24 protein-coding genes are annotated in these 26,617 nt (G+C 62.6%); 12 read left to right on the top strand and 12 right to left on the bottom strand.

Going from position 1 to position 26,617, the window contains the following annotated elements; all coding sequences use genetic code 11:
• Window position 1 precedes the first annotated feature (1 nt).
• From ftsA to H0W47_RS07260, 4 genes are all read left to right on the top strand, one after another.
• Window positions 2-1,231, top strand: a complete 1,230-nt coding sequence (gene ftsA / locus H0W47_RS07275) for a cell division protein FtsA (RefSeq protein WP_296922441.1) — start codon at window positions 2-4, stop codon at window positions 1,229-1,231.
• Window positions 1,232-1,375: 144 nt separating this feature from the next.
• Window positions 1,376-2,605: a cell division protein FtsZ gene (gene ftsZ, locus H0W47_RS07270; protein ID WP_296922438.1), complete on the top strand. Its 1,230-nt coding sequence runs from the start codon at window positions 1,376-1,378 to the stop codon at window positions 2,603-2,605.
• Between the two features lie 456 nt (window positions 2,606-3,061).
• Entirely contained in the window at window positions 3,062-3,985 is a 924-nt protein-coding gene (lpxC, locus tag H0W47_RS07265; RefSeq protein ID WP_296922435.1) for a UDP-3-O-acyl-N-acetylglucosamine deacetylase, read from the top strand.
• Between the two features lie 4 nt (window positions 3,986-3,989).
• Complete coding sequence (locus H0W47_RS07260) at window positions 3,990-4,172, top strand: hypothetical protein (RefSeq protein ID WP_296922432.1); 183 nt, start codon at window positions 3,990-3,992, stop codon at window positions 4,170-4,172.
• A 21-nt stretch (window positions 4,173-4,193) separates the two neighbouring features.
• On the opposite strand, the gene ruvC is transcribed toward H0W47_RS07260, so the two are convergent.
• The 9 genes from ruvC to ffh form a co-directional block, all read right to left on the bottom strand.
• Entirely contained in the window at window positions 4,194-4,742 is a 549-nt protein-coding gene (ruvC, locus tag H0W47_RS07255; protein ID WP_296922429.1) for a crossover junction endodeoxyribonuclease RuvC, read from the bottom strand.
• Window positions 4,743-4,784: 42 nt separating this feature from the next.
• On the bottom strand, window positions 4,785-5,765 hold the full coding sequence (locus H0W47_RS07250; RefSeq protein ID WP_296922426.1) for a phosphatidate cytidylyltransferase: 981 nt from the start codon (window positions 5,763-5,765) through the stop codon (window positions 4,785-4,787).
• The gene (locus H0W47_RS07245) at window positions 5,765-6,382 is read right to left on the bottom strand and encodes a 1-acyl-sn-glycerol-3-phosphate acyltransferase (RefSeq protein WP_296922423.1); all 618 of its coding nucleotides are present in this window, start codon (window positions 6,380-6,382) and stop codon (window positions 5,765-5,767) included. The genes H0W47_RS07250 and H0W47_RS07245 overlap by 1 nt, the downstream gene beginning before the upstream one ends.
• Complete coding sequence (locus tag H0W47_RS07240) at window positions 6,379-7,137, bottom strand: transglycosylase domain-containing protein (protein WP_296922422.1); 759 nt, start codon at window positions 7,135-7,137, stop codon at window positions 6,379-6,381. The genes H0W47_RS07245 and H0W47_RS07240 overlap by 4 nt, the downstream gene beginning before the upstream one ends.
• Complete coding sequence (gene aroE, locus H0W47_RS07235) at window positions 7,134-7,991, bottom strand: shikimate dehydrogenase (protein ID WP_296922495.1); 858 nt, start codon at window positions 7,989-7,991, stop codon at window positions 7,134-7,136. Before aroE ends, H0W47_RS07240 begins: the two co-directional genes overlap by 4 nt.
• A gap of 3 nt (window positions 7,992-7,994) precedes the next feature.
• Window positions 7,995-8,843 carry an energy transducer TonB gene (locus H0W47_RS07230; protein ID WP_296922418.1) on the bottom strand — a complete coding sequence of 283 codons (849 nt, stop codon included), beginning with the start codon at window positions 8,841-8,843 and terminating at the stop codon, window positions 7,995-7,997.
• An 18-nt stretch (window positions 8,844-8,861) separates the two neighbouring features.
• Entirely contained in the window at window positions 8,862-10,934 is a 2,073-nt protein-coding gene (locus tag H0W47_RS07225) for an RNB domain-containing ribonuclease (RefSeq protein ID WP_296922415.1), read from the bottom strand.
• Window positions 10,935-10,988: 54 nt separating this feature from the next.
• On the bottom strand, window positions 10,989-11,573 hold the full coding sequence (locus H0W47_RS07220; protein WP_296922412.1) for a YqiA/YcfP family alpha/beta fold hydrolase: 585 nt from the start codon (window positions 11,571-11,573) through the stop codon (window positions 10,989-10,991).
• A gap of 151 nt (window positions 11,574-11,724) precedes the next feature.
• The gene (gene ffh, locus H0W47_RS07215; protein ID WP_296922409.1) at window positions 11,725-13,083 is read right to left on the bottom strand and encodes a signal recognition particle protein; all 1,359 of its coding nucleotides are present in this window, start codon (window positions 13,081-13,083) and stop codon (window positions 11,725-11,727) included.
• Window positions 13,084-13,167: 84 nt separating this feature from the next.
• Here ffh and H0W47_RS07210 point away from each other — a divergent pair, with 84 nt between their 5' ends.
• From H0W47_RS07210 to H0W47_RS07175, 8 genes are all read left to right on the top strand, one after another.
• Window positions 13,168-13,968 carry an inner membrane protein YpjD gene (locus H0W47_RS07210; protein ID WP_296922406.1) on the top strand — a complete coding sequence of 267 codons (801 nt, stop codon included), beginning with the start codon at window positions 13,168-13,170 and terminating at the stop codon, window positions 13,966-13,968.
• On the top strand, window positions 13,965-14,204 hold the full coding sequence (locus tag H0W47_RS07205) for a PP0621 family protein (RefSeq protein WP_296922403.1): 240 nt from the start codon (window positions 13,965-13,967) through the stop codon (window positions 14,202-14,204). The genes H0W47_RS07210 and H0W47_RS07205 overlap by 4 nt, the downstream gene beginning before the upstream one ends.
• Window positions 14,205-15,920 (top strand): ATP-binding protein, encoded by a 1,716-nt coding sequence (locus H0W47_RS07200; protein ID WP_296922401.1) that lies wholly within the window; start codon window positions 14,205-14,207, stop codon window positions 15,918-15,920.
• 31 nt (window positions 15,921-15,951) lie between these two features.
• A complete protein-coding gene (locus H0W47_RS07195) occupies window positions 15,952-17,358 on the top strand; it encodes a sigma-54 dependent transcriptional regulator (protein ID WP_296922397.1) in 1,407 nt (468 codons plus the stop codon).
• A gap of 88 nt (window positions 17,359-17,446) precedes the next feature.
• Window positions 17,447-18,028 carry a 1,6-anhydro-N-acetylmuramyl-L-alanine amidase AmpD gene (gene ampD / locus H0W47_RS07190; protein WP_296922394.1) on the top strand — a complete coding sequence of 194 codons (582 nt, stop codon included), beginning with the start codon at window positions 17,447-17,449 and terminating at the stop codon, window positions 18,026-18,028.
• Window positions 18,029-18,503: 475 nt separating this feature from the next.
• Window positions 18,504-21,359: a ribonucleoside-diphosphate reductase subunit alpha gene (locus H0W47_RS07185; protein WP_296922493.1), complete on the top strand. Its 2,856-nt coding sequence runs from the start codon at window positions 18,504-18,506 to the stop codon at window positions 21,357-21,359.
• A gap of 133 nt (window positions 21,360-21,492) precedes the next feature.
• Window positions 21,493-22,710, top strand: a complete 1,218-nt coding sequence (locus H0W47_RS07180) for a ribonucleotide-diphosphate reductase subunit beta (protein WP_296922391.1) — start codon at window positions 21,493-21,495, stop codon at window positions 22,708-22,710.
• Between the two features lie 182 nt (window positions 22,711-22,892).
• Window positions 22,893-23,360, top strand: a complete 468-nt coding sequence (locus H0W47_RS07175) for a histone H1-like DNA-binding protein (protein WP_296922388.1) — start codon at window positions 22,893-22,895, stop codon at window positions 23,358-23,360.
• A gap of 126 nt (window positions 23,361-23,486) precedes the next feature.
• On the opposite strand, the gene H0W47_RS07170 is transcribed toward H0W47_RS07175, so the two are convergent.
• From H0W47_RS07170 to H0W47_RS07160, 3 genes are all read right to left on the bottom strand, one after another.
• On the bottom strand, window positions 23,487-24,389 hold the full coding sequence (locus tag H0W47_RS07170) for a carbohydrate kinase family protein (protein ID WP_296922385.1): 903 nt from the start codon (window positions 24,387-24,389) through the stop codon (window positions 23,487-23,489).
• 16 nt (window positions 24,390-24,405) lie between these two features.
• The gene (locus H0W47_RS07165; protein ID WP_296922381.1) at window positions 24,406-25,455 is read right to left on the bottom strand and encodes a DUF3426 domain-containing protein; all 1,050 of its coding nucleotides are present in this window, start codon (window positions 25,453-25,455) and stop codon (window positions 24,406-24,408) included.
• 65 nt (window positions 25,456-25,520) lie between these two features.
• Entirely contained in the window at window positions 25,521-26,504 is a 984-nt protein-coding gene (locus H0W47_RS07160) for a 50S ribosomal protein L11 methyltransferase (RefSeq protein ID WP_296922378.1), read from the bottom strand.
• Window positions 26,505-26,617 lie beyond the last annotated feature (113 nt).

The raw sequence follows: 26,617 nt of genomic DNA, 5'->3' as shown, positions 1-26,617 counted from the left end.
TATGGCCAAGGAATACAAGGATCTTGTTGTGGGGCTGGACATCGGGACCAGCAAGGTCATGGCTGTGGTGGCCGAGGTGCTGCCGGGCGGCGAGCTCAAGCTGGCCGGCCTGGGCATCGCCTACAGCAACGGCCTCAAGCGTGGCGTGGTGGTCAACATCGACGCCACGGTGCAAAGCATCCAGCAGGCGCTGAAAGAAGCGGAGCTGATGGCTGACTGCAAGATCGCCCGGGTTTACACCGGCATCACCGGCAGCCATATCCGCGGCATCAACTCCAGCGGCATGGTGGCAGTCAAGGACAAGGAAGTCACGCAGGCTGACGTGGCCCGCGTGATCGAGACCGCCAAGGCCATCAACATCTCCACCGACCAGCGCTTGCTGCTGGTCGAGCCACAGGAGTTTGTCATTGACGGCCAGGACGTGCGCGAGCCCATCGGCATGAGCGGCATACGGCTGGAGGCCAAGGTGCACATCGTGACTGGGGCGCAAAGTGCAGCGGAAAACATCATCAAGTGCGTCCGCCGTTGTGGCCTGGAAGTGGACCAGTTGATGCTCAACCCGCTGGCATCCAGCCTGTCGGTGCTCAGCCGCGATGAGCAGGAGCTCGGCGTGGCTCTGGTCGACATCGGCGCGGGAACCACCGACGTGGCAATTTTCACAGGCGGTGCGATCCGGCACACGGCAGTGATCCCGATTGCCGGCGATCTCATCACCAGCGACATCGCGATGGCGCTGCGCACCCCGACCAAGGATGCCGAGGACATCAAGGTCGAAAACGGTTTCGCCAAGCAGTTGCTGGCTGACCCGGACACCCAGGTCGAGGTGCCGGGGCTGGGCGACCGGGGCCCGCGCATGTTGTCGCGCCAGGCGCTGGCTGGCGTGATCGAGCCACGCATCGAGGAAATTTTCTCTTTGGTGCAGCAGGTGATTCGCGAGTCAGGCTATGAGGAAGTCTTGTCCTCGGGCATCGTGATCACCGGCGGCAGCGCGGTGATGCCCGGCATGGTCGAGCTTGGCGAGGACATCTTCCTCAAGCCGGTGCGCCGCGGCATCCCGCGTTATTCCAGCGCGCTGGCCGACATGGTGGCCCAGCCGCGCGCCGCCACCGTGATGGGGCTGCTCGAAGAGGCCAGGCTGGCGCGGATGCGCGGCCACCGCGTCGCGCAAAAGGCAGGCAGCGTGCACAACGCTTTTGGCAAGGTCAAGGACTGGCTGGTGGGGAACTTCTGATGAAAAAATTCCATGCTTTTGCCTGGCGGAGCCCGCGTTGCAAACATTCGGGAGGCGCCGATCCCCCTGCATGAGGACTGATCACCGCTTTTACTTTCACAACAAAATTTTTGGCAACTGCAAACATACCGATAGGAGGCTCACATGAGCATCGAAATGATTGAAATCGAAGAGTTCAACCAGGGCACGCAAATCAAGGTGATTGGCGTGGGCGGCGGCGGCGGCAACGCGGTCGAACACATGATTGAACGCAACGTGCAGGGCGTGGAGTTCATCTGCGCCAACACCGATGCCCAGGCCCTGGGCCGCGGCAGCGCGCACAAGCAGATCCAGCTGGGCGGCAGCGGCCTGGGCGCGGGCAGCAAGCCCGAGAAGGGCCGCGACTCGGCAGAGATGGCGGTGGAAGACATCCGCGAGGCGATTGCCGGCGCACACATGTTGTTCATCACCGCCGGCATGGGCGGCGGCACCGGGACCGGCGCCGCGCCCGTCATCGCGCGCATCGCCAAGGAGATGGGGATTTTGACCGTCGGGGTGGTGACCAAGCCATTCGAGTTCGAAGGTGGTCGCCGGATGACCAACGCCGACCTCGGCCTGGCCGAGCTGGAAGCCAACGTCGATTCGCTGATCGTGGTCCTCAACGAGAAGCTGCTCGAAGTGCTGGGTGATGAGGTGACGCAGGACGAGGCCTTTGCGCACGCCAACGACGTGCTGAAAAACGCCGTCGGCGGCATTGCCGAGATCATCAACGTTCCCGGCCACGTGAACGTCGACTTCGAAGACGTGCGCACCGTGATGGGCGAGCCCGGCAAAGCCATGATGGGCACGGCCCGCGCCAACGGCCCGGACCGCGCGCGCATCGCTGCCGAACAGGCGGTGGCCTGCCCGCTGCTCGAAGGCATCGACCTCTCGGGCGCCAAGGGCGTGCTGGTGCTGATCAGCGCCGCAAAGGGTTCGCTCAAGCTCAACGAGTCCAAGCTGGCGATGAACACTATCCGCGCCTATGCCTCGCCCGACGCGCATGTGATCTATGGCACGGCCTACGACGACGAGCTTGGCGATGACATCCGCGTCACGGTGGTGGCCACCGGCCTGAGCCGCCAGGGCGCGCGCCGCACGGCGCCGCCGCTGCAGGTGCTGCGCACCGGGACTGACAACATGCCTGTGCTCAATATGTCGGTAGGCAGCGGGTCGGTCAACAGCGCGCATCCCGGCGGCAGCATGGGTTCGGCCCAACCCGACTACGGCAACATGGCGGTTCCCAGCGTGTGGCGTACCAACCGCACGCAAGCGGCAGCCAAGGTCGATGCGTTGGCGTCCGGCGGCATGGACGATTTCGAAATTCCTGCGTTTTTGCGTAAGCAGGCCGACTAGTTTGGTGTGAGGCATCACACCCTGTTCCCGGTTCGTTGGGGACAGTAGGCGTAACTCCCCACTCCCAACCCCCCGCCCTTCCCTCGCCCCCGCTGGGCGATGGAAGAGAGCCTCATTTGGCCGCGTGAGCTGCGCTCGCTTGCAAGCATGGCAGCCTGTTGGGATTCCCGCAGAAGAAGCGCTGCGCGCTTCTTCTGCTCCGGATTTTGTCCCCAGTGTCCGCTTCCCATCCCCCACCCGTCGGGCTGGGCCGAGGAGCGCAGCGCAGGGGACCCAGACCATCGGGTCGCCTTGCTTTCCGTTCGGTTTTTTTGGCGAGACAAAGAAAGGTAACTCGCCTGCCGGGGCGAGACCCGGCTAGCTGGCGCGCCATAGAGTCCGAAGACCACGGGGATGGCGAGAATCGACATATCCATGCTTTACCCCCGCTTAACCCACCCCAATTAAAATAAACCCATGCTCGCCCAAAGAACCCTCAAATCCCTGACCAAGGCCGTCGGTGTGGGCCTGCACAGCGGGCAGCGGGTCGAGCTGACCTTGCGGCCGGCAGCGCCGGACACCGGCATTGTGTTCAGGCGCGTGGATCTGCCGCAGCCGGTAGATATTCCCATCTCCGCGCAGGCGGTGTCGGACACACGCCTGGCGTCCACCATTTCCGGCGGTAGCGCTAAGGTGCGCACTGTTGAACACGTGATGTCGGCCTGCGCCGGTCTGGGCATCGACAACCTGTATATCGACATCACCGCCGAAGAGGTGCCGATTCTGGATGGCTCGGCCTCTTCCTTTGTGTTCTTGCTGCAATCCGCCGGCATTGCGCTGCAGGCAGCACCTAAGCGTTTCATCAGGGTGCTCAAGCCGGTGGAAGTGCGCGAGGGCGACGGCGCTAATGTCAAGTGGGCGCGCCTGAGTCCCTACGAAGGCTACAAGCTCAGTTTTGAAATTGAATTTGACCATCCTGCCGTGGACTCCACCGGCCAGCGCGTCGAGTTTGACATTGGCTCGGGCTCCTACACTCGCGACATCGCCCGGGCTCGGACCTTCGGATTCACCAAGGAAGTGGAGATGCTGCGGGCCAACGGGCTGGCGCTCGGCGGCGGCCTCGACAATGCCGTCGTCATGGACGACTACAAAGTGCTCAACACCGATGGCCTGCGTTACAACGACGAGTTCGTCAAACACAAGATTCTGGACGCCATGGGCGACCTCTACCTGCTCGGCAAGCCCTTGCTGGCGGCTTACAGCGCCTTCCGCTCCGGCCACGCGCTGAACAACAAGCTGCTGCGTGAGTTGCTGTCACATGCTGATGCCTACGAGCTGGTGACGTTCGAGGACGAGAAGAAAGCCCCTCAGGGTTTTGCGCAGCTGGCGCGGGCGTGGTAGCTGCATGGCTGTTTTTCGCGTCATCATTGTTTTGCTGCTGGTGGCTGCCGGCATCTCGTTCGCGCTGTTCGCGATCACATCCAACGTCCGCTACAAACGCACCGGCCTCCGGATACTCGGCGGCACCCTGGTCGCCGCCTTCATCTTTTTCGCCATCCTGATCGCCGACCAGTTGGCTTGGGATTAACAGAAGTCAGGCAGCGCTGGTTCAGTGATGCCGCCCGTCCTTGAATGAGGCGGTGGATGTGCGGCCCAGCGTTGTGGCGCGTGCCAGGATCGCCGCGGAAGCGCCCACATGGGCATGGGTGATCGCCAGCGCCAGCGCATCGGCGGCGTCCTTGCCGGGCAGCCCCGGCAGTTTGAGCAGACGTTTGACCATCTCCTGCACCTCGGGCTTGCCGGCCTTGCCATAACCGGCCACAGCCTTTTTCATCTGCAGCGGCGTGTATTCGGCAACCTCGATGTTGCAGCTGACCAGTGCCGTGACGCAGGCGCCGCGTGCCTGGCCCAGCATCAGCGTGGCCTGCGGGTTCACGTTGACAAACACGATCTCGCAGGCCGAGCTGTCCGGGCTGTAGCGGGCGGTGATTTCGCAGATGCCGTCGAATAGCACCTTGAGCCGTGCCGGCAGGTTACCCCGGTCCAGGTGGGTGGTCTTGATGGTGCCGCTGGCCACATAGGTCAGCGACGGCCCGTCCACGTCGATCACGCCGAAGCCGGTAATCTGCAGGCCGGGGTCGATTCCCAGAATCCTCATATGCTCTTCTTTTGATAGCTGCTCGCGCTTGCTGGACGGGGGCTAGAGGCCAAAATACCATCGAACCGAGTGAAAAAACACGGGCGCTGCAAAACACAGGGCATCGACCCGATCCAGCAGGCCGCTGGCGCCGGTGACCGACTTGCCTTCGCTGCCCCAGTTGGTGATGCCGCGATCGCGCTTGAGCGCCTTCATCACCAGATGGCCCAGCGAGCCGGCGATACACGCAATCAGCGCCATGGCCACCGCCTGTGCTGGCTTGAAGGGCGTCAGGCCGGACATCAGGCCGCCGATAAAACCGCCGACTGCGAGCCCGATCAGCCAGCTGGTCCAGTTGAAGCTCTGACTGACCTGCGGCGCCGTCGCCTTGCGCGGCCACCTGCGGCTGGCCAGGTGTTGCACCAGCATGCCGGTCTGCACCACAAATACCAGGAAGAAGACGAGGAAGGCGTTTTTACCGCTGTAGCTGGGAAAGCCCAACTGCAACAGCGCCGGCACATGGCTGATGCCGTAGACGCAGACCATGATGCCCCATTGCAGCTTGGCGTTGCGTTCCAGGAAACGCTGCGGGTCGTTGGCCAGCGCGCTGACGACGGGGATCAGCAGGAAGACATAGACCGGGATGAACACTGTCACCAGGTCGAAGCGTTTGGTGATCACCAGCCAGAACTGCACCGGGAGCACCACAAAAAAGGCCAGCACCAGGCTGCGGTGGTCGCCGCGGCGCGTCGGGGAAAGCGTGATGAATTCGCGCAATGCAAAAAAAGCGATGATGGCAAATAGCAGCGTCGCCATCGTTTCGCCCGAGGCCCACGCCAGCCAGAACACGGTACACATCACCCAAGAGGTGTTGAGCAGGCTGGTCATCTCCCGGATGTCCTGGGTCCGAATTTCATTCTCGCCGTCATCGCGCAAAGAGATCACCAGCGCCCAGATGCTGGCGGCAATCAGCAGGCCAAACACCATCACGAACAGCAGGCCGACCTGCTGCGAGGGCGTGAGGTTGCGCAGGAAGCTGCTCATCAGGTATCTTTCAGCGCCATGACGGCCTGCCGCGCACGTGTCAGGAAGCTGCTGCGGTCTTCGCCGGCCTCAAGTGCCAGCGGCGCGCCGAAGGTTACCGAGCACAGGATGGGAACTGGCACCACTTCACCCTTGGGCATCACCCGCTGCACGTTGTTGATCCAGGCTGGCACCAGCACCACCTGGGGAAACTTCTGCGCGAGGTTGTACAGGCCTGACTTGAAGGCCTGCGGCTCTTCCTGGTTGCCGCGTGTCCCTTCCGGGAACAGGATGATGGAGTCGCCGCTTTCCAGCGCATCGATCAGCGGCTCCAGCGGGTCCTGGTCGGTGGTTTTGGCACGGTCCACATAAATGGCGTTGAACACCGCCGTGGTGATCCACCGCTTGAACGGCGTTTTGGTCCAATAATCCTTTGCCGCGATCGGCCGCGTGATGCTGCGCAGTTCGCTGGGCAGCGCGGCCCACATCAGCACCAGGTCGGCATGGCTTTGATGGTTCGCAAAATAGATCCGCTGCTCGGCCTTGGGTGGGCAGCCCTGCCACCGCGCCTGCGCGCCGGTCAGCGCGCGGATCAGACCCAGCAAAAACAGGCTCATGGCTTTTGCCCGTAGATTCATGGCACCTCCACCCCGCCCATGCGCGCAGCGATGGTGGACGCGCGCGAGGCAAGATAACCCGAACCAGGCCGGGTTTCAAAATACTTGGGGCGCGGCAGCATCACCGCCAGGCGGGCTGCTTCGTAGGCGCTGAGTTTGGCAGCGGGTTTGCGGAAATAATGCTGCGCCGCAGCTTCGGCGCCAAACACGCCTTCGCCCCATTCGACATTGTTGAGGTAGATCTCCAGGATGCGCTGCTTGTCCAGCAGTGCCTCGAGCAACAACGTCAGCACCAGCTCTTCGCCCTTGCGCATCAACGTGCGCTCACCCGACAGGAACAGGTTTTTGGCAAGTTGCTGGGTGATGGTGGAGCCGCCCACAACTTTGGGTGGTCTGGACGCTTTGCTGCTGCCGGTCGGCGCTGCTTTGCTGCCGAGCCGGCTGGCTGATTTTTCAGCGCGCTGCTCGGCTTGGGTATTTTTCTCCCAGGCTTTTTCCAGCGCTTCCACGTCCACGCCTTCGTGTTCGATAAAGGTCGCATCCTCGGACGCGATCACCGCGCGTTTGAGCTTGTCGGACAGTTCTGAATAAGGGACCCATTGCTGGCGCCACTTCAGACTGCCTTGTTCAGTCGCCAGCCGATAAATCTCAGAGCGCTGGAAGGCCGTCGACTGCGGGTCGACAACCGCCATCAGCGCGATGCGACTGACAAAATAAAGTTGTACCCCCAGGCCGGCGATCAGCACCAGAAGCATCCAGCGCAGCAGCGCCTTCATGCGTTTGCCTCGCGCATTTCCTGCAGCACCTGGGCCGAGGGCGGCCGCACGCCGCGCCAGAAGGCAAAGGATTCGGCCGCCTGTTCGACCAGCATGCCCAGGCCATCGCGCGGCACCGCGCCATGCGCCAACGCCCAGTCGCCAAACCTTTGCGCCGCCGCGCCGTACATCATGTCGTAGGCCAGCGCTCCGGGCTTGAGCACGCGCGCACTCACCGGAACCGCCTCACCGCCGCCCAGGCTGCTCGCCGTGGCATTGACAATCACATCAAAATCGACCTCCAGCCCTTGCTGTTCCTGCGCAAGCAGCTCTGTTTTTTGTAGCAAGGTGCGCAGCGACGGGTGGCTGTCATGGCGTGCCACCAGGTCCAGCGCTTTGGCGTGGGTGCGATTGGTGACCACCAGCCGGCGCGGCCCGGCCGCCAGCAGCGGGCCCAGCACACCGGCGGCTGCGCCGCCGGCGCCCAACAGCAGGATGTCGCGCCCGGCCAGGCTGATGCCTGCGTTGAGCTGGATGTCATTGACCAGGCCAACACCGTCCGTGTTGTCTGCTTCGATCATTCCGGCGCCGCTGAACTTCAGCGTGTTGGCAGCCTGCGCCAGCGTGGCGCGTTCACTGGCGGTGCCTGCCAGGCGGAAGGCCTCGAACTTGAAGGGCACCGTCACATTGCAGCCGCGGCCACCGCCCGCGATCCACGCCAGCAAGGTGGCGGTAAAGCCGTCGAGTGGCGCGAGCTGCCTGCCGTAGTTCAAGGCCTGACCGGTCAGCTCGGCGAAGCGCGCGTGGATGGTCGGCGACTTGCTGTGGGCAACCGGGTTGCCGAGGACGCAGTAGTGATCCATGGTGAGGGTGATGCCTTAACGCTCGAGTTGTTTGGTTTCAAGCGTTTCGTCGCGCGTGAACTTGAAACGCGAGACCACCACGATCTGGTCGGCCTTGCGGCGCATCGCTTCGCTGAAAGTACCGAAGGGTCCGGTACTGCGCGCAATGCTTTGCGCGCGCCGGTCCAGCGTGAGGTTGCCCGAAGTCTCGGCCACCTCGGTGGACAACACGCGGCCGTCAAAATTGATGGTCAGCACCATGGTCAGTTCACCGTACAGCTTCTTGCCGGCCAGCTCGGGGAAGTTGACCGTGCCACGCTCCTCGATCTTGCGGCGCAGCGCGTCGTAATAGATCGCGTAGACCTCTTCACGCGTCGCCGGGCTGATGTAGCGCTTTTTCGGCCGCGCATTTTCTTCATTGATGCGCCGCTCGATTTCGGCCAGGATCTTGATGAGCTGTTTGCGTTTTTCCTCGCGCTCGGCCTGCGCCGCATCGCGGGCTGTCACCTTGGGATCGGGCGGCGGCATGGATGCGAGCTCTTTCTTGATCTGGGCCAGCAGCAGCGTCTGCTGCTCCTGCATGGCCTCGATCTTGCGCTGCGCATCTTCGCTCGCGTCACCAACCTCGGTCAGCGCTGATGGCGGCAGCGGACTGGTGGCGCGGCCCCGCTCGGCATCACCGCCGCCGGCCAGAGAAGCCTGGGCGATGGCTTTGGCGGCGTCCGGGCGCTCGTTGGATTTGGCGTTGACCAGGATGACTTCCAGCGGCGTGTCCTGGAACACGCGGTTGAACCGTTCCGGGTCGACAAAACGCACTGTCAGCAGCACCGCGTGCAGGGCAACAGAAAAGCCCAGGGCGATGTGCAGGGTGCTGGGTGACTTCACAGGACAGAATTATCGGGGTTAGGCCGCCTGGGCCGGCATGCCCGCCGCATCGGCCGGTGCTTCGTTCAGATCGACGGCAATCGAGATCGGTCCGGCGGCAATTTCCGATTCGTTGTCTTCCTCGTCCACCTGCTCGGCAGAAGCTTCGTCAACCACAAGGTCGAGCCGCTCGATCACCGTTGCGCTGACATCCAGCGTGATTTCGTCGATCTCGCCCAGGCGGATGCGCAGCTTCGCGCCGCGGGGCAGGCCTTGTGCACCCATGGCCGGCAGCACCAGCGGCAGGTCGTCGGCCCGCACCAGGTTCTCCTTGAAGGCAGTGGCAGTCAGCTCGCTGATGCCGTTTTGCTGCAGGTATTTGAGCGTCCAGTAACGCTCGATGCCTGCCTGGAAACCGTTGTAAGCGCTGTAGGCCCCGTCGAACCCCGAGATGATGGAAAACAGCTCCGCATCCTTGGGCTTGAAGGGCGCGGCGAGTGCGGCGGTGCGGCCATGTGTGACGCAGGCAATGATCTGCCACTGATTCACCAGGTCGGTGTAGCGGCGTAGCGGTGACGTCGCCCAGGCGTAACTTTTGACACCGATGCCGGCGTGTGGCAAGGCCTTGGTTCCCATGCGCACCTTGACACCCGGGGCCAGACTGGCCTGGCTGCGGTAGATGCCGGGCACGCCATGTTCGGCCAGCCACTCGCCCCAACTGCTGTTGGCCAGGATCATGGCTTCGGCGACGATGAGGTCGAGCGGTGCGCCGCGCTTGCGGATGCTGATGCTGACTTTTTCGTTGCCCTCGGGCTCCTGGCTGGTCGGGTTGTCCAGGCTGAAGTTGTAGTCGGGCCGGTTGAAGTTTTCGGGTTTGCCGCGCACGATTTCGCGCTGGGCTTTCAGGTGGCGCGCCAAGCGGTGCAAAAAGGACAGCTCGATGCCCCAAGGCACATCCGCCGGCGGCGCGCCTGTCGCTGTTGCCGTTTCAAAAAACGCTTCCGTGAACACCGCATCCAGCTTGTCGTGGCGCAGGTTGGCCGCAATCGGTACTTGCTCCAGCTTCGTCGCCGTTTCACCGATGGCCAATGTGGCTTCGTCCAGCGTGACATACAGCGACAGGGCAGGACAGTTGCGCCCTTCCTGCAGGGTATAGCTCTGCACCACCTCGTCGGGCAGCATCGTCAGCTTGTAGCCCGGCATGTAGACGGTGGACAGGCGCGCACGGCCCAGCAGATCAATCGGGCTGCCCGGCAACACCGCCAGGCCGGGCGCGGCGATATGGATGCCCAAGGTGACGGTCCCGCTGCCCAGGCCCTGGACCGAGATCGCGTCGTCAATCTCGGTGGTGTTGGAGTCGTCGATGGAAAAAGCCTGCACAGCGGCCAGTGGCAATGCGTGCTTGACAGGCGGCGCCTGCACGGCGGGGAAGGCCGTACCTTTTGGGAAGTTCTCGAACAGGAAACGTTTCCAGTGAAACTGGTAGGGCGAGGCGATGGCGCCGGCCTGCTGCAGCAAATCCAGTGGCGCCTTGTGCGCAGCGCGCGAGGCCTCGACCACGGCCTTGTATTCGGGGCTGTTCTTGTCGGGCTTGAACAGGATTTTGTAGAGCTGCTCGCGCACTGGCGCCGGGCAACTGCCTTGCGCAAGTTCTTCGGCCCAGGCGGTGATTTGCGCGACCACCTGTTTTTTCTTCTCGATGGCGGCCAGCGCCTGCTGGAGGATCTCGGCTGGTGCCTTACGGAAACGGCCTTTGCCGGCGCGGCGGAAATAATGCGGCGCCTCGAACAGCCGGAACAGGGCTGCGGCTTGCTGCCCGGTGGATGCGGGTTTCGAGGGGTCGGCGCTGAAGTAGTCACGCGCCAGGTCGGCAAAGCTGAATTCTTCCTCGCTGGCGAATTCCCAGGCCAGATCCAGGTCGATCTCTTCGCTGATTTTTTGCCCCGTCGCAAGCAGCTCGGCCGGCGCGGGTTTCTCAAACTTCAGCAGCGCGTTGACGGCCTTGAGCTTGACCCGTTTGCCCGAGTCCAGCTCGACCTGCAGCGAGCTGTCCGCCTCGGACAGAATACGTCCGGCCAGAAACTTGCCGGCTTCTTCAAACAATACAAACAAAACAGCATCCTTTGGTTACTCCGCCTAGTGTAATCAGCCGCCCCGCGCGCGGCCTCAGGACAGACCCAGGAATTCCATCACTTCAGGCAGGTGCGAATCGAAGTCGCTGATGGCGTGGTCGCCGCCTTCGAGCAGCTTGATGCGCACGCCGGGATAACGGCCAATCATTTCACGCCACTCCAGCACCTCGTCGCCCTTGGCAATCACTGCGGAATATTTCTCAGGACGGCCCACCGACCCCAGGGCGAGCGCGTGCAGTTCGTCGATAAAACGCGGTTCGAAGAAAAAGCGTTCATTCGGGTTGTTCCAGAACGTCTGCTCACCGATGTACTTCGCCAGATCGCGCGCCGGATTCACCGCCGGATTGAGTAATACCGCCTTGCAGCCACAGGTCTCGGCCACATGGGTCGCGTAAAAGCCGCCCAGCGAGGAACCTATCACCGCCATGGTGTCACGCGGCCAGCCAGCGATGCCCTGGCTCAGCATCTCCATCGCTTCACGCGGCGAGGGAGGCAACTGCGGGCACCACCAGGTGACATCCGGATGCCGGTTTTGCACCCAGGCGGCGACCTGGCGCGCCTTGGTCGATTGTGGGGAAGACCGGAAGCCGTGGAGGTAGAGGAGGTGGGTGGTGGGCATGGGGCGTTCTACTCGCAGCACAAGTCGAAAAAAAGTGACTCGCCCCTTGCCGGGCAGGTGGGTGTTATTGAGTTGCTATTGAATTAATAGCTGATTGCGCCCGCCGCATAAGGGCTGGAGGCCTATTTGATTCAAAAATCTCGGAACTTGTTCAAAACTTGGGCATGCCCTTCATTCCGCCCATGCGTTTCATCATCTTCATCATGCCGCCGCCCTTCATCTTTTTCATCATGCTCTGCATCTGCTCAAACTCGTTGAGCAGGCGGTTCACGTCCTGAACCTGTACGCCAGAGCCCGCTGCGATGCGTCGCTTGCGTGTGGCTTTAATCAGTTCGGGTTTGCGACGCTCCAGCGGCGTCATGCTCTGGATGATGCCTTCTTTGCGTTTGATATCTTTTTCGGCCTTGCCCATATCGACCTGACCGGCCTTGGCCGCCATCTGCGCGGGCAGCTTGTCAAGCAGGCTGGACAGGCCGCCCATGCTTTTCATCTGCTGTAGCTGGCTTAAAAAATCTTCAAGGTCAAAGCCGCTGCCGGACTTCATCTTTGCGGCGAGTTTTTGCGCCGCCGCCATGTCGACGCCAGCCGTCACCTGCTCGACCAGGGCCACGATGTCGCCCATGCCCAGGATGCGGCCGGCATGGCGCTGGGCGTCGAATACCTCAAGCCCGTCAATCTTCTCGCTGGTGCCGGAAAACTTGATGGGCGCACCGGTGATCTGCCGCACGCTAAGCGCGGCGCCGCCGCGTGAGTCGCCATCCGTCTTTGTCAGGATGATGCCGGTCAGTGGCAGCGCTTCCTTGAAGGCTTTCGCCGTGTTGATTGCATCCTGGCCCTGCATGGCGTCCACCACAAACAGGGTTTCGACCGGCTTGAGCACCGCATGCAAGGCCTTGATCTCGGCCATCAGGGCCTCGTCGATCGCCAGACGGCCGGCGGTGTCGACCAGCAGCACGTCGAAGAAGTGCTTGCGCGCGTAATCAAGCGCAGCCAGCGCGATGTCCACCGGCTTTTGCTCGGCAGTACTCGGAAACCATTCGGCGCCGGCCTGCTTGGTCACGGTTTTGAGTTGTTCAATCGCCGCTGGGCGGTACACGTCACCCGAGACGGTCAGCACCTTCTTCTTGCGCTTTTCGATCAGGTGTTTGGCGAGTTTTGCCGTAGTCGTGGTTTTGCCTGCGCCTTGCAGACCGGCCATCAGGATCACCGCCGGTGGCTGGGCCGCCAGGTTGATGTCGCTGACACCCTCGCCCATGGTCGCAGCCAGCTCGCGATTGACGATGCTGACCAGCACCTGACCCGGCGACAGCGAGCTCATGACCTCCTGGCCGAGCGCTTTTTCCTTGACGCGGGCGATAAAGTCGCGCACGACGGGCAGTGCCACGTCGGCCTCGAGCAGCGCCATGCGCACCTCGCGCAGCATGTCCTGCACATTGGACTCGGTGATGCGGGCCTGGCCACGCATCTCCTTGACGAGGCGGGAAAGTTTGTCAGTAAGGGCAGAGGCCATGAACAGGCTCCACAGCTGGAGCAAAAAGGAAGTGGAAGAAGAAAACCGGCCTGCGAAACAGGCTGCTACAGCTAAACTGTAGCCATGATTTTAACTTTGAGCGCTGCGTGGGGTCTGGCGACGGCCATCGGCGCCGCGCTGGCCTACGCCGTGCTGGCGCTGGCCGCCCGGCGCCTGAGTGAATCAAGCACCCGCATGGTGCTGTTCGTGGCCTGGCTGCTGCATGCGCTGGCACTGGCTGACGGCCTGCTCGGCAATCCGCCCCGCTTCGGCTTTGCGCCAGCCCTGTCCATGACCGTCTGGCTGGTGCTCAGTGTCTATGCGGTGGAAAGCCGCCTTTTCCCGCAACTGAAGGCCCGCTGGGCGCTGGCCGGCCTCGGCACGGCTGCAGTATTGCTGGCGCTGGTGTTTCCCGGTTCCAGCTACCACCTGATCGCCTCGCCTTGGCTGCCGCTGCACTGGGCGCTGGGCATTGCCTCCTATGGCCTGTTTGCCGCCGCCGTGGTGCACGGCTGGCTGATGAACCGGTCGGAGCGGTCCATCCGTTCGGCAACGCAACCGGACACCGGCGTCCCCCTGTTGACCCTGGAGCGGCTGACCTTCCGTTTTGTGCAGGCCGGTTTTGTACTGCTCACCGCCACGCTGGCAGTGGGCTGGCTGTTTGCCGAAACCCTGTACGGACCGGGATTGGCCTGGCAGTGGAACCACAAGACGGTATTTTCGGTGCTGGCCTGGCTGACTTTTGCCGGGCTGCTGGCAGGCCGCGCGCGCCTGGGATGGCGCGGCCTTCAGGCGGTACGCCTGCTCTACCTCGGTTCTGGCCTGCTGCTGCTGGGTTATGCAGGGTCTCGTTTTGTGCTCGAAGTCGTTTTGAAGCGTGTATGAAATACCTGATCGTTTTCCTCGTGGTGCTGGTGGGCATCTGGCTCTGGCGCAACAACCGGCGTGTCGAATTGCGCGACAAAAACCAGACACCGCCCCGCCCGGTCAGCGGCCCGAAACAAGCCACCGAGGTGGTGGCCTGCGCGGTCTGCGCGGTGCATCTGCCACGGCCTGACGCAGTGCCGGGCAAACAAGGCTTGTACTGCAGCGACGCCCATCGACGACAGGGCGACGCCTGAATGCCCCGCATCACCGGCTCGGGCAACTCCTGGTTCGGTCCACCCGACGCCGGCGCCTGGAGCGCTGGCGCTAGCGGCGAATCTTTCGCCCGCCTGTGGCGCGCCTTCATGACGGCGCGCGTCACGATTGCCAGCGTACTGCTCGCCCTGCAGGCCTTCATCTATGCCCTGGGTCAGCCGGTGCACGAGGGGATGATCCTGCTGTGTGTGGTCTACTTCGCCGCCACGCTGGTGGTGTGGACCTGGGCCCGGCCAAAGCGGCCGGGCAGCACCTTCGACACCCAGTGGCTGTACACCGTGGGCATCGATGTGCTGGCTTTTTCGGCGCTGAATTTCCTTCAACTCGGATCGCTCAACTACACCGCCCTGTTTGCCTTGCCGGTGTTGCTGGCGTCCATCCTCGGGCCCATCCTGCTGGCGCTCGGGACGGCCGCCAGCGTGACCCTGCTGCTGTTGACCGACGCTTGGTGGCTGTCGCTGCAGACACAAGCCGACGCCACCGCACGGTTTTTACAGGCGGCTCTGAGCGGGTCCGGCTTTTTCGCCGTGGCCCTGCTGGCCAACCAGCTCGCGCTGCGCCTGTCGCGCGAAGAGCACCGCGCTTACAGCAGCCAGTCCGCCGCGCGCATGCAGGCCCAGGTCAATGAACTGGTGATCGACACGCTGGTCGATGGGGTGTTGGTGATAGACACCCACGGCATCGTGCGCGCGGCCAATCCGGCGTCGCGTCGCCTGTTGGCAGCTCAGGGTGGGGAGCGCGTCGCCCCCTTTGTGCTCGCCAGCGAACCCGCCTGGCGATCGCTGGCTGAACTGGCGCACCTGACTTTTGAACGGCAACAGCCGCAGCAGGCTGATGTGGGTCTGGAGCACGCTTTGCGCCACGCCCGACGCCTGCAGGCACACACCCGGCTGGCTGCGTCACGTGACGGCTCGGACGAAAGCCTGTGCGTGATGTTCCTGGAAGACCTGCGGGAAATGGAGGCCAGGGTTCGCACCGAAAAAATGGCCGCCATGGGCCGCATGTCTGCTGCTGTGGCCCATGAGATCCGGAACCCCCTGGCAGCCATCACACAAGCCAATGCCCTGCTGGAAGAAGACCTGCAGGACCCAGGGCACCGGCAGCTGACGGGCATGGTGGCGCAGAACGCCCAGCGCCTGGCGCGCATCGTCGAGGAAATCCTCAACCTGTCGCGTGTCCAGGAGCAGGCGCCCCAGGTGCAGACGCGCGCCCTGCGGTTGGACGACGTGACGCAGCGCATCTGCGCGGACTGGGCGCAGCAGAATGCGGCCGGTGCCCGGCTCAGCGTGCAGACGGGGACGGGCCAGACCGCGGTCCTGTTTGAGGCCGACCACCTGCGCCGGCTGATGATCAACCTGCTGGACAACGCGCTGCGTTATGCCAGCTCCGCAGCTGCCGCGATTCAGGTCTCCACCGATGTAGCTGCGAACCAGGTGCGCCTGCTAGTCTGGAGCGACGGGCAGCCGCTGGAAAAAACCGTGCAGTCGCATCTGTTCGAACCATTTTTTTCGTCGGAAAGCCGCTCCAGCGGGCTGGGCCTGTATATCTGCCGGGAGCTGTGCGAGCGCCACGGCGCGCTGGTGGGTTACCGGCGGGCGGCCCGCCGGAATGTCGAAGGCAATGAATTTTTCGTCACCTTCAGACCAGCGTCCGCCGAGATGGTGCTGCCGCACTCCGACATCGACACCATGTTCTGACACACCGCTTTCCTGATACAACACGATATCCATGAGTACTCCGAATCAGGCCCACATCCTGGTCATCGACGATGAACCGGACCTGCGCACCCTTTACGAGCTGACACTGCTGCGCGAAGGTTACCGGGTGGAAGCCGCTGCTGACCTGGCGCAGGCGCGTGTGCAACTGCAGGAGCGGCGCTTTGACGCGGTGATCACCGACATGCGGCTGCCTGACGGCCTGGGGCTGGAGCTGCTGCGTGAGATGGTCAGCCAGCACCGGCCCGAGCGCTGCGTCGTCATCACCGCGCATGGCTCTGCCGAAAATGCGGTGGAGGCGCTGAAGGCGGGCGCGTTCGACTACCTGACCAAGCCGGTCGATCTCAAGCAATTCCGCAACGTGGTGGCTTCGGCGATCCAGAGCCCGGTGGGCGCGGAGAAAACCAGGGCCGACATCGAACCCGGCCCCGCTGTCTCGCGGTCCGGCAAATCGCAGGAGGGCGCGCAGACACTGCAGCGTCTGGTCGGCGAGTCGGCCGTCATGCACAGCGTCAAGGCGCGCATCATCAAGGTTGCAGGCAGCATGGCGCCGGTGCTGATCCAGGGCGAGTCCGGCACCGGCAAGGAACTCGTCGCGCGTGCGGTGCATGACTGCAGCCATCGCGCCGCCGGGCCGTTTGTCGCGGTCAATTGCGGCGCCATTCCCGAGAACCTGCTGGAAGCGGAGTTTTTCGGCGCGCGCAAGGGCGCTTACACCGGCTCGACCCACGACCGCCAGGGCTACTTCCAGGCGGCCAAGGGCGGGACGCTGTTCCTCGACGAAATCGGCGATCTGCCGCTGGCCATGCAGTCCAAGCTGCTGCGCTCCATCCAGGAGCGGGTGGTGCGGCCACTCGGCTCCGCGCAGGAGGACACGGTGGACGTGCGCATCGTCAGCGCCACCCACAAGGACTTGGGCGCGGCGGTGGCGTCCGCGCATTTCCGTCAGGATTTGTATTACCGGCTCAACGTCATCGAAATTCATGTGCCGGCGCTGCGCGAACGGCGCGAAGACCTGCCGATGTTGTGCCAGGACCTGCTGGGCCGCATCTGCCGCGAGTCCGGCCTTCCAGTGCCTGTGCTGTCGGAGCAGGTGGTGGCCCGATTGCAAGCCCACCCCTTCAACGGCAATGTGCGTGAACTGGAGAACATGCTGCACCGCGCGGTTGCCCTTGGCGAAAACAATGACCTGCAGGTGGACACCCAACCCGCCGCGGAAGCGGTCACGGTCCCAGAGAACCTGCAGGACTTTCTGGACAGCCAGGAGCGCGGCATCCTGACCAAGGTGCTGCAGGAAACCGGGTTCAACCGGACCGCCGCCGCCGCCAAACTGGGTATCAGCCTGCGCCAGATGCGTTATCGCATCGCCCGGCTGAACATCGTCACGCCGAACAGTGATGACTCGCCCGATGAACCCTAGCCTTTTGTCAGATGCGTGTTCTGCCGGCGGGTCGCCCGCAGGCGGACCAGCCCCCTCGGAGGGCAGCGAAGCACACGCAGTGGCAAGCGTGGGGGCTGGTGCGCCGTCGCTGTGGGACCAGGGTTGGTACCGCTATGCCCGTGCACTGGCTTCGCCGAACTTCGGACCCCGCCCGGAGCGCGTGGCCATCGACCTGATCGTGCTTCACTCCATCAGCTTGCCGCCCGGCGAGTATGGAACTGGCGAGGTGCAAAAGCTGTTCCTGAACGAGCTCGACTGGGACGCGCACCCCTACTTCCAGGGCATACGCGGGATGCAGGTCTCGGCTCACTTCTTTATCACCCGCGACGGCAGGCTGTGGCAATTCGTCAGTTGCGACGATCGCGCGTGGCACGCGGGCCCCTCCAGCTACCGCGGCCGCAGCAACTGCAACGACGACTCGATTGGCATCGAACTCGAAGGCCTGGAAGGCGGGTTGTTCGAAGATCTTCAGTACGAAACGCTGTCCAGCATCTGCGCTGCGCTGATGTGCCACTACCCGGTGCAGCACATTGCCGGTCATCAACATATCGCCAGCGGTCGCAAGCAGGACCCCGGCCCGGGCTTTGACTGGCCGCAACTGCAGGACTCGCTGGGCTTGCCGGCTAAGTGTTTTCCCGAACGCGATTGAATCGGCGGCTCCAAAAAAAACACCAGCAGGGTGCGTGAAAAAAAGCGGCGCATGCATACGCGTTGATGCAGCGTGCGCACGCCGCCCCAGACACCAATGCTGCTACGGCTTCCAGCCACGTGAGGCCACTTGGCCGACATGCCGCACGAAGCATCAATACATCCGGGCGACGACAAAAATTGGTGCATTTTTCACACGCGGAAAACGCTACATAACGTAACACTGCCAAAAGCACGCGATACACTACCTGTAGTGCTTGAAATCACTCCAGACCCTAGGTATAGTGTCTGAGCCCTCTATTCAATTCGATGCATTCGGGGCACCGCGACCCAGGGAACAGCAGCCAAACGTGTCCGCCGCCGGCAACCGTCAGCCCTTTCCCTTTGCCCTGAATCCGCCCGCTTTCCCAACAACAACGACACAACGAGGAACCATGCAAACAACCCAACATGCACCTGCCGCCACCGGCGTGCCGATGGCCCCCCAGACCGGCGGCCACAGCCCCCATCCCCTGAACCACTACCAGATCATTCGCCGCAACGGCGCGGTGGTTCCGTTTGAGCCGAACAAGATCGCGGTGGCGATGATGAAGGCCTTTCTGGCGGTGCATGGCACCCAGGGCGCAGCGTCGGCCAGCGTGCGTGAAACCGTGGATGGCCTGACCCAGGCCGTGATGCGCGCACTGATGCGTTCGCGCCCGGGCGGCGGCACCTTCCATATTGAAGACGTGCAGGACCAGGTCGAACTCGGCCTGATGCGCGGTGGCCACCACGAAATTGCCCGCGCCTATGTGCTGTACCGCGAAAAGCGCACGCAGGAACGCGCGCGTCAGCCACAGGCGCCGGTCGCCCAGGCGCCGCAGCTGCATGTGCTGGACGGTGGAAAAAAAGTCACGCTGGACATCGGCAGGCTGCAGGCCCTGATTGAGGCGTCCTGCGCCGGCCTGGGTGCGGAGGTCAAACCCGACCCCATCGTGCAGGAAACCATGCGCAACCTGTACGACGGTGTGCCCATCGACGAGGTCTACAAGGCGTCCATCCTGGCGGCCCGCACCCTGATCGAAAAAGATCCCGACTACACCTACGCCACCGCGCGCCTGTTGCTGCACACCATCCGTCGCGAGGTGCTGGGTGAGGAAGTGGCCCAGGAAGACATGGGCACACGTTACGCCGAGTACTTCCCCCAGTTCATCGCCAAGGGCGTGCAGAACGAGCTGCTGGACGAAAAGCTGATGCAGTTCGACCTGGAGCGCCTGGGCGCCGCGCTCAAGCCCGAGCGCGACCTGAAGTTCGACTACCTGGGCCTGCAGACCCTGTTTGATCGCTACTTCCTGCACGTACGCAAGCAGCGCATCGAGCTGCCGCAGGCTTTCTTCATGCGCGTGGCCATGGGCCTGTCGCTCGACGAGATCGACCGTGAAGCGCGCGCCATCGAGTTCTACGAAATCATGTCCTCGTTCGACTTCATGTCGAGCACACCCACGCTGTTCAATGCCGGCACGCTGCGCTCACAGCTGTCGTCCTGCTACCTCACGACGGTGGCCGACGACCTGGGTGGCATTTACGATGCCATCAAGGAAAACGCGCTGCTGTCGAAGTTCGCCGGCGGCCTGGGCAACGACTGGACACCGGTGCGCGCGCTCGGCGCCCACATTAAGGGCACCAATGGCGAGTCCCAGGGCGTCGTGCCTTTCCTCAAGGTGGTCAACGACACTGCCGTGGCGGTCAACCAGGGCGGCAAACGCAAGGGAGCGGTCTGCGCCTACCTGGAAACCTGGCACTTGGACATCGAGGAATTCCTGGAGCTGCGCAAGAACACCGGCGACGACCGCCGCCGCACGCACGACATGAACACCGCCAACTGGATCCCCGACCTGTTCATGCGCCGCGTGATGGAGAAGGGCAGCTGGACACTGTTCTCGCCATCGGACACACCCGACCTGCACGACAAGTTCGGCATCGAGTTCGAAAAAGCCTATGTCGCCTACGAAGCCCGGGCCGAGCGCGGCGAGATCAAGCCGGCACGCAAACTGCAGGCCGTCGACATGTGGCGCAAGATGCTCTCGATGCTGTTCGAGACCGGCCATCCCTGGATCACCTTCAAGGACGCCTGCAATGTGCGCTCGCCCCAGCAGCACGTCGGTGTGGTGCACTCGTCCAACCTGTGCACCGAGATCACGCTCAACACCAGCGACACCGAAACTGCGGTCTGCAACCTCGGCTCGGTCAACCTGGTCCAGCATCTGAAGGACGGTGCCGTCGATCACGAAAAACTCAAGAAAACCATCACCACGGCCATGCGCATGCTGGACAACGTGATCGACATCAACTACTACGCGGTCAAGAAGGCCCGTGACTCCAACATGCGCCATCGCCCGGTGGGCTTGGGGCTAATGGGCTTCCAGGATTGCCTGTACGAGTTGCGCATCCCGTACGCGTCTGATGCCGCCGTCGAGTTTGCCGACAAGTCCATGGAAGCGGTGTGTTATCACGCCTACTGGGCTTCGACCGAACTGGCCAGAGAGCGCGGCAAATACACCAGCTACAAGGGCTCGCTGTGGGACCAGGGCATCCTGCCGCTGGACACGCTGGACCTGCTGGCCGAGCAGCGCGGCGGCTACCTGGAAGTGGACCGCTCGGCCACGCTGGACTGGGACGCCCTGCGCAAGAAGATCGCCAAGGACGGCATGCGCAACTCCAACTGCGTGGCCATCGCCCCGACCGCCACCATCTCCAACATCATCGGCGTCGACGCCTGCATCGAGCCCTGTTTCGGCAACCTCTCGGTCAAGTCAAATCTGTCTGGTGAATTCACGGTGATCAACCACTACCTGGTGCGCGACCTCAAGCGCCTGGGCCTGTGGGACGACGTGATGGTGGTGGACCTCAAGCACTTCGACGGATCGCTGCGCCCCGTCGACCGCGTACCGCAGGACATCAAGGCGCTGTATGCCACCGCCTTCGAGGTTGATGCGACCTGGCTGGTCGAGGCCGCGTCGCGTCGCCAGAAGTGGATCGACCAAGCGCAGTCGCTGAACATCTACATGGCCGGCGCATCGGGCAAGAAGCTCGACGACACCTACAAGCTGGCTTGGCTGCGTGGGCTGAAGACCACTTATTACCTGCGCACCATGAGCGCCACGCACGCGGAAAAATCTACCGTGAAAGCCGGCAAGATGAACGCGGTCGCCTCGGGCAACACCGACGACACTGGCAGCATGAATGCTCTCGATGCAGCAGCGGCCACGGCGCAGGCGCAGATGGATGCATCACCTGCGACCGACATCAAATTCTGCGCGATTGATGATCCAGGGTGCGAAGCTTGCCAATAACAAAACGCATCGCTGCACCGAAAAATCCGGCGCCCGATTCGATGTAATTGAGCAACACTAATTTATCGCGATGTGAATGAACACTTTTCATTTTGTATCGCTGCTTTCATAATCCAACTTATTGGAAACATCTATGTTGACCTGGGACGAAGAAGCTAAACCATCGTTGCAAAAATCTTTGACCAGCGGCTTGCCTGAAGGCCGCTTGATGGAGCTTCCGCCTCTTTCCGCCGTGCAGCCTCAAGCCGCGACCCGCATGCTTGACGACAGCGCACTGATCTCCACGCAGACACGCGCAGCAGCAACGCCTGCCGCTGCCGCTGCGCCCACCGGACACCGCGTCAAGGCCGCTGACAAACGCATCATTAACGGCCAGACCGACGTGAACCAGCTGGTTCCGTTCAAGTACAAATGGGCTTGGGAAAAATACCTCGCCAGCTGCGCCAACCACTGGATGCCGCAGGAAGTCAACATGACGCGAGACATTGCGCTGTGGAAAGACCCGAACGGCCTGACTGAAGATGAACGCCGTCTGGTCAAGCGCAACCTCGGCTTTTTCGTCACCGCCGATTCGCTGGCTGCCAACAACATCGTGCTGGGCACCTACCGCCACATCACGGCACCGGAGTGCCGCCAGTTCCTGCTGCGCCAGGCGTTTGAAGAAGCCATCCACACCCACGCTTACCAGTACATCACCGAGTCGCTGGGTCTGGATGAAAGCGAAATTTTCAACGCCTACAACGAGGTGCAGTCGATCAGGGACAAAGACCAGTTCCTGATTCCTTTCATTGACGCCATCTCTGATCCCAACTTCAAGACCGGCACCCAAGAGTCCGACCAGACCCTGCTCAAGTCGCTGATCGTGTTTGCCTGCCTGATGGAAGGCCTGTTCTTCTACGTTGGCTTCACCCAGATCCTCGCGTTGGGCCGTCAGAACAAAATGACCGGCGCGGCCGAGCAGTACCAGTACATCCTGCGCGACGAGTCCATGCACTGCAACTTTGGCATCGACCTGATCAACCAGCTCAAGCTGGAAAACCCGCTACTGTGGACTGCAGACTTCAAAGCTGAGATCAAAGCCCTGTTCCTCAAAGCAGTCGAGCTCGAATACCGCTACGCCGAAGACACCATGCCGCGGGGCGTGCTGGGCCTGAACGCCTCCATGTTCAAAGGTTACCTTCGCTACATCGCCAACCGTCGGGCCACGCAAATCGGCCTGGAGACGCTGTTTCCGAACGAGGAAAATCCGTTCCCATGGATGAGCGAGATGATCGATCTGAAGAAAGAACGCAACTTTTTTGAAACCCGTGTGATCGAGTACCAGTCCGGTGGCGCTCTTTCCTGGGATTGAAGCTGCAAAACCCAATGATTTCAAGAATTGCAATGACCAGTGACGCTACCGAAGAGTGCGCGTTGGGCTTTGCTCCTGTGTTCGCGGCGCTGGGCACGGTTTATCCGTTGGCCCAACGCCGTGAATCGCTTCGCGTACTCCAAACGTGAAGTGCTCTTTGCAATGTGATCAAGGAGAAAACTATGGCAACTGCGAAAAAATCTGCGGCTAAAAAAGCTGCTCCGAAGAAAGCCCCTGCGAAAAAAGTAGCGGCTAAAAAAGCGCCTGCTAAAAAAGTAGCAGCGAAAAAAGCCCCGGCCAAAAAAGCGCCAGCGAAAAAAGTAGCAGCTAAAAAAGCTCCTGCGAAAAAAGCGCCAGCGAAAAAAGCCCCGGCCAAGAAAGTAGCGGCCAAAAAGCCAGCTGCGAAAAAAGCAGCAGCTAAAAAGCCTGCGGCGAAAAAAGTAGCGAAGAAAGCACCAGCGAAGAAAGCTGCTGCCAAGAAACCCGCTGCCAAAAAGCCTGCCGCCAAGAAAGCAGCGAAAAAGCCCGCTGCGAAGAAAGCCGCGAAAAAACCCGCTGCCAAAGCACCCGCTGCTCCGGCTGCCCCTGCGGCTCAGACTACTCTGAACCCGCAGGCTGCCTGGCCGTTTCCGACAGCCAGCAAGCCGTAAGCAACAAGGTACTTTTGCTTGAAGCCCGGCATCGCAAGATGCCGGGCTTTTTCTTTGGGAAATTAATGCGACAGCAAATGCGGCATGCTAGTGATTTGATAGCTGGCGGCGCCCGTCAATCATGGGCTAGTGGCTGATTTGATTGAGATCCAGCGTGTAGTTCTGGCCGCCCCGGAAGGCGATCTTGTGCGCGCCGACACGGTTGCCCAGTTCTGCACAACGTGCCAGCGGCCAGCCCTGTTCAAGGCCAAACAGCAGTGCGCCGCGAAATGCATCGCCGCAACCGGTAGGGTCCACCACCTCCACAGCCTTGACCGGCGGCACCAACGTTTTTTCGCCCGCCACCCAGACCTCACAGCCCTGCGCCCCAAGGGTGACGATGAGGCCTTCGACACCTTGTGACAGCTCCGCGATCGACAGGCCGGTCCGGTCACTGAGCAGCTTGGCTTCGTAGTCGTTGACCGTGACCCAGGTCGCCAGCTCGACGAAGTGCGCCAGTTCCTTGCCATCAAACATTGGCAGGCCCTGGCCCGGATCGAACACAAAGGGAATGCCGGCCGCCTTGAACTGCTCGGCGTGTTGCAGCATGGCGTCCCGCCCGTCCGGCGAAATGATGCCGATGCGGATGTCGGTGCGTGCCGCGATTTTTGTCGTGTGCGCCTGGCCCATGGCGCCCGGGTGAAAAGCCGTGATCTGGTTGTTGTCGCGGTCCGTCATGATCATGGCCTGCGCCGTGTAGGCATCGGCCACTTCGCGCACAAACTCGGTGCTGATGCCCAGCGTGTCCAGGCGCGCCACATACTCGGCGCCGTCGCTGCCGACCGTCGCCATGGGCAGGGGCGTGCCGCCGAGTTGCTTGAGGCTGTAGGCAATGTTGCCGGCGCAGCCGCCGAACTCGCGGCGCAGGGCAGGCACCAGGAAAGACACATTGAGGATGTGCAGCTGGTCGGGCAGGATCTGCTCGGCAAACCGGCCCTCGAAGCTCATGATGGTGTCAAAGGCCAGGGAACCACAAATTACAGCAGGCATGAAGGACTCGATTCAGTCAGGGATAAAAAGCAAGGACGCGGTAGCCGACAATCCGCAGCGGCGCGGAAGGTCTGGGCAAAATCGCTGGCCTGCTGGAGGCGGTTAACGGGGCCGCCGCAGCGGTGGAAACAGAAATCGTCAGCAGACCCGAAAACTCGGCGCCGGCGGCCAATGTGCCGGCCTCGGCGCCCAGCTCGCCCGGCGCCAATACGCGGCGCAGCAGGGCCTGGTCCTGGCTGTCGGTCAGAGTGAGTTCCAGCGATGGCATGGCCAGCGCAAGGCTGCCGGTATTCTTGATCACCACCTTGAGGCGGTAGATGTCGGGTGCGATCTTGCTGAACGACGAACTGTCAATCACGATGGACTCGATCTGTCGCAGCGCCCCAATTTCGCAACCCAGATAGCCGCACAGCGTCTCAAGTCCGACATGCAGGCCGGGCTGACGCAGGGCCAACGCGTTTCTCTGGAACAGTGCCACTTGCAGCATCAAGCCTGTCATCAGCAGCAGTGCTGCTCCGGCGAGCGACCAGCGCACGACAGGCCGGCGCCAGAAGGCCTGGCGCCTGGCATCACGCACAAAAGAAACATCCTGCGGGGCCTCTGGCAGTGCAGCGGAATCGTTGAAGCTGCTGTCTTCCGGCATTTCACGCGCAGGCGCATCAGGCAACTCATAGCTGTCGGGGCTGACCGAAGACGCAAATACCTCGGCCGCCAGATCGGGCGGCAGGGACACCTGGACTTCGGGCTTGGGCAGCGGCACCACCGGTGTTTCGGGCTGCACAGGGGGTGAGATTTCGGCAGCTTCGGGCGCCACCAGCATGGTTGCCAGGGGTGCGACCGGCGCTTCGGGACCATCCCATCCGGTCACCACAGCGCGGTCGCCAGCCTCCGGGGTTGACGCAGCCGCCGGGGCAAGGGCGAGCTCGGCGCGCGGCTGCAGATACGCTGCAGCGTCAAATACCTCTGAACACTGACCACAACGTACCCATCCCTGGGAAATTTTCAGTTGGTCGGCCACGACTTTGAACATCGTGCCGCAAGCGGGACAGCGCGTAATCAGACTCATGTGGGCCGTATTGTAAGGGGCCGATATGCCCGAACCTCACGCCCTGCGCGAGAACCGCCGCAGGCTCAGAGCCGGGCCGTCATCAATATCCAGCCGTCTTCCTGGTCGGTCACGTGCAACTGCGCATGCGGCGCGTAAGCCGCCTTGAGCTCTTCGGCCTGCCGATCCAGGATGCCGGCCAGCACCAACGACCCACCGGGCGCCACACGCGAACACAGCAGCGGCGCCAGCACTTTGAGCGGCGTCGCCAGGATGTTGGCCAGCACCGTCTGATACACGCCGTCGACCTTGTCCGGCAGGCCGGCGTTCAGTGTCACGTGGTTGGTCTCCGCATTGGCAAGCGTGGACTGAACGGCAGCTTCGTCGATGTCCACCGCATCGATGTCCACGGCGCCGAATTTGGCTGCACCAATCGCAAGAATGCCGGAGCCGCAACCATAGTCGAGCACCCGGCCCAGAGGCATGCGCCGGGAAGCCACATCCGGTGTGACGGAATTTGCCGACGGGCCGGCCCCAGGAAGATTGGCCCCCTCGGGGGGCAGCGAGGACACGCCGGTGCCGAGCGTGGGGGCACCAGCTATCCACCGCAGGCACATGCGGGTGGTCGGATGGGTACCGGTTCCAAAGGCCAGGCCCGGGTCGAGCCGGATCACCTGTGTGGCTTGCGCGGGCGGTTCATGCCAGGTCGGCACGATCCAGAAGGCGGGCGTGATCTCGACCGGTGAAAACTGTGACTGTGTCAGCCGTACCCAGTCCTGGTCGGGTACCGGCTGGATAGCCACCACCTGGCAGCCCTCGAAAAAATCCTGGACGGACAGCAGCTTCGCCGCATCACGCGCCAGCACCTCGGTTTCGAACAGTGCCACCACCCGGGAGTGTTCCCAGCCGGCTTGGGGCGGTGGCATGCCCGGCTCGCCAAACAGCGCCTGCTCGGCCGGCGTCTGCGCGTCGGCGTCTTCCACCGACACACTGAGCGCGTCAAGGGCGTCAAGCGCATCGCTGAGCGCCTCGACCTGCGCCACCGGCGCCAGCAAAATCAGTTCAAACATGGTTTATCGCCTCACGAGATTCTGTACGCTGACGATCAGGGGTATCAATCAAGCCAGGGCCGCGGATCTGGCGTTGCCAGTCCGCAGGCGCAGCGGCCCCTCGGGGGGGGGGG

The organism is Polaromonas sp. (assembly GCF_013817205.1).
Lineage (GTDB): Bacteria > Pseudomonadota > Gammaproteobacteria > Burkholderiales > Burkholderiaceae_C > Polaromonas.
This window is presented reverse-complemented; position numbering and strand designations above follow the sequence as displayed.

What these genes read in the sequence shown, in the direction of transcription:
- ftsA (WP_296922441.1), top strand. Translation starts at nt 2, where the DNA reads ATGGCCAAGGAATACAAGGATCTTGTTGTGGGGCTGGACATCGGGACC.
- ftsZ (WP_296922438.1), top strand. Translation starts at nt 1,376, where the DNA reads ATGAGCATCGAAATGATTGAAATCGAAGAGTTCAACCAGGGCACGCAA.
- lpxC (WP_296922435.1), top strand. Translation starts at nt 3,062, where the DNA reads ATGCTCGCCCAAAGAACCCTCAAATCCCTGACCAAGGCCGTCGGTGTG.
- H0W47_RS07260 (WP_296922432.1), top strand. Translation starts at nt 3,990, where the DNA reads ATGGCTGTTTTTCGCGTCATCATTGTTTTGCTGCTGGTGGCTGCCGGC.
- ruvC (WP_296922429.1), bottom strand. Translation starts at nt 4,742, where the DNA reads ATGAGGATTCTGGGAATCGACCCCGGCCTGCAGATTACCGGCTTCGGC.
- H0W47_RS07250 (WP_296922426.1), bottom strand. Translation starts at nt 5,765, where the DNA reads ATGAGCAGCTTCCTGCGCAACCTCACGCCCTCGCAGCAGGTCGGCCTG.
- H0W47_RS07245 (WP_296922423.1), bottom strand. Translation starts at nt 6,382, where the DNA reads ATGAATCTACGGGCAAAAGCCATGAGCCTGTTTTTGCTGGGTCTGATC.
- H0W47_RS07240 (WP_296922422.1), bottom strand. Translation starts at nt 7,137, where the DNA reads ATGAAGGCGCTGCTGCGCTGGATGCTTCTGGTGCTGATCGCCGGCCTG.
- H0W47_RS07220 (WP_296922412.1), bottom strand. Translation starts at nt 11,573, where the DNA reads ATGCCCACCACCCACCTCCTCTACCTCCACGGCTTCCGGTCTTCCCCA.
- ffh (WP_296922409.1), bottom strand. Translation starts at nt 13,083, where the DNA reads ATGGCCTCTGCCCTTACTGACAAACTTTCCCGCCTCGTCAAGGAGATG.
- H0W47_RS07210 (WP_296922406.1), top strand. Translation starts at nt 13,168, where the DNA reads ATGATTTTAACTTTGAGCGCTGCGTGGGGTCTGGCGACGGCCATCGGC.
- H0W47_RS07205 (WP_296922403.1), top strand. Translation starts at nt 13,965, where the DNA reads ATGAAATACCTGATCGTTTTCCTCGTGGTGCTGGTGGGCATCTGGCTC.
- H0W47_RS07200 (WP_296922401.1), top strand. Translation starts at nt 14,205, where the DNA reads ATGCCCCGCATCACCGGCTCGGGCAACTCCTGGTTCGGTCCACCCGAC.
- H0W47_RS07195 (WP_296922397.1), top strand. Translation starts at nt 15,952, where the DNA reads ATGAGTACTCCGAATCAGGCCCACATCCTGGTCATCGACGATGAACCG.
- H0W47_RS07185 (WP_296922493.1), top strand. Translation starts at nt 18,504, where the DNA reads ATGGCCCCCCAGACCGGCGGCCACAGCCCCCATCCCCTGAACCACTAC.
- H0W47_RS07180 (WP_296922391.1), top strand. Translation starts at nt 21,493, where the DNA reads ATGTTGACCTGGGACGAAGAAGCTAAACCATCGTTGCAAAAATCTTTG.
- H0W47_RS07175 (WP_296922388.1), top strand. Translation starts at nt 22,893, where the DNA reads ATGGCAACTGCGAAAAAATCTGCGGCTAAAAAAGCTGCTCCGAAGAAA.
- H0W47_RS07170 (WP_296922385.1), bottom strand. Translation starts at nt 24,389, where the DNA reads ATGCCTGCTGTAATTTGTGGTTCCCTGGCCTTTGACACCATCATGAGC.
- H0W47_RS07165 (WP_296922381.1), bottom strand. Translation starts at nt 25,455, where the DNA reads ATGAGTCTGATTACGCGCTGTCCCGCTTGCGGCACGATGTTCAAAGTC.
- H0W47_RS07160 (WP_296922378.1), bottom strand. Translation starts at nt 26,504, where the DNA reads ATGTTTGAACTGATTTTGCTGGCGCCGGTGGCGCAGGTCGAGGCGCTC.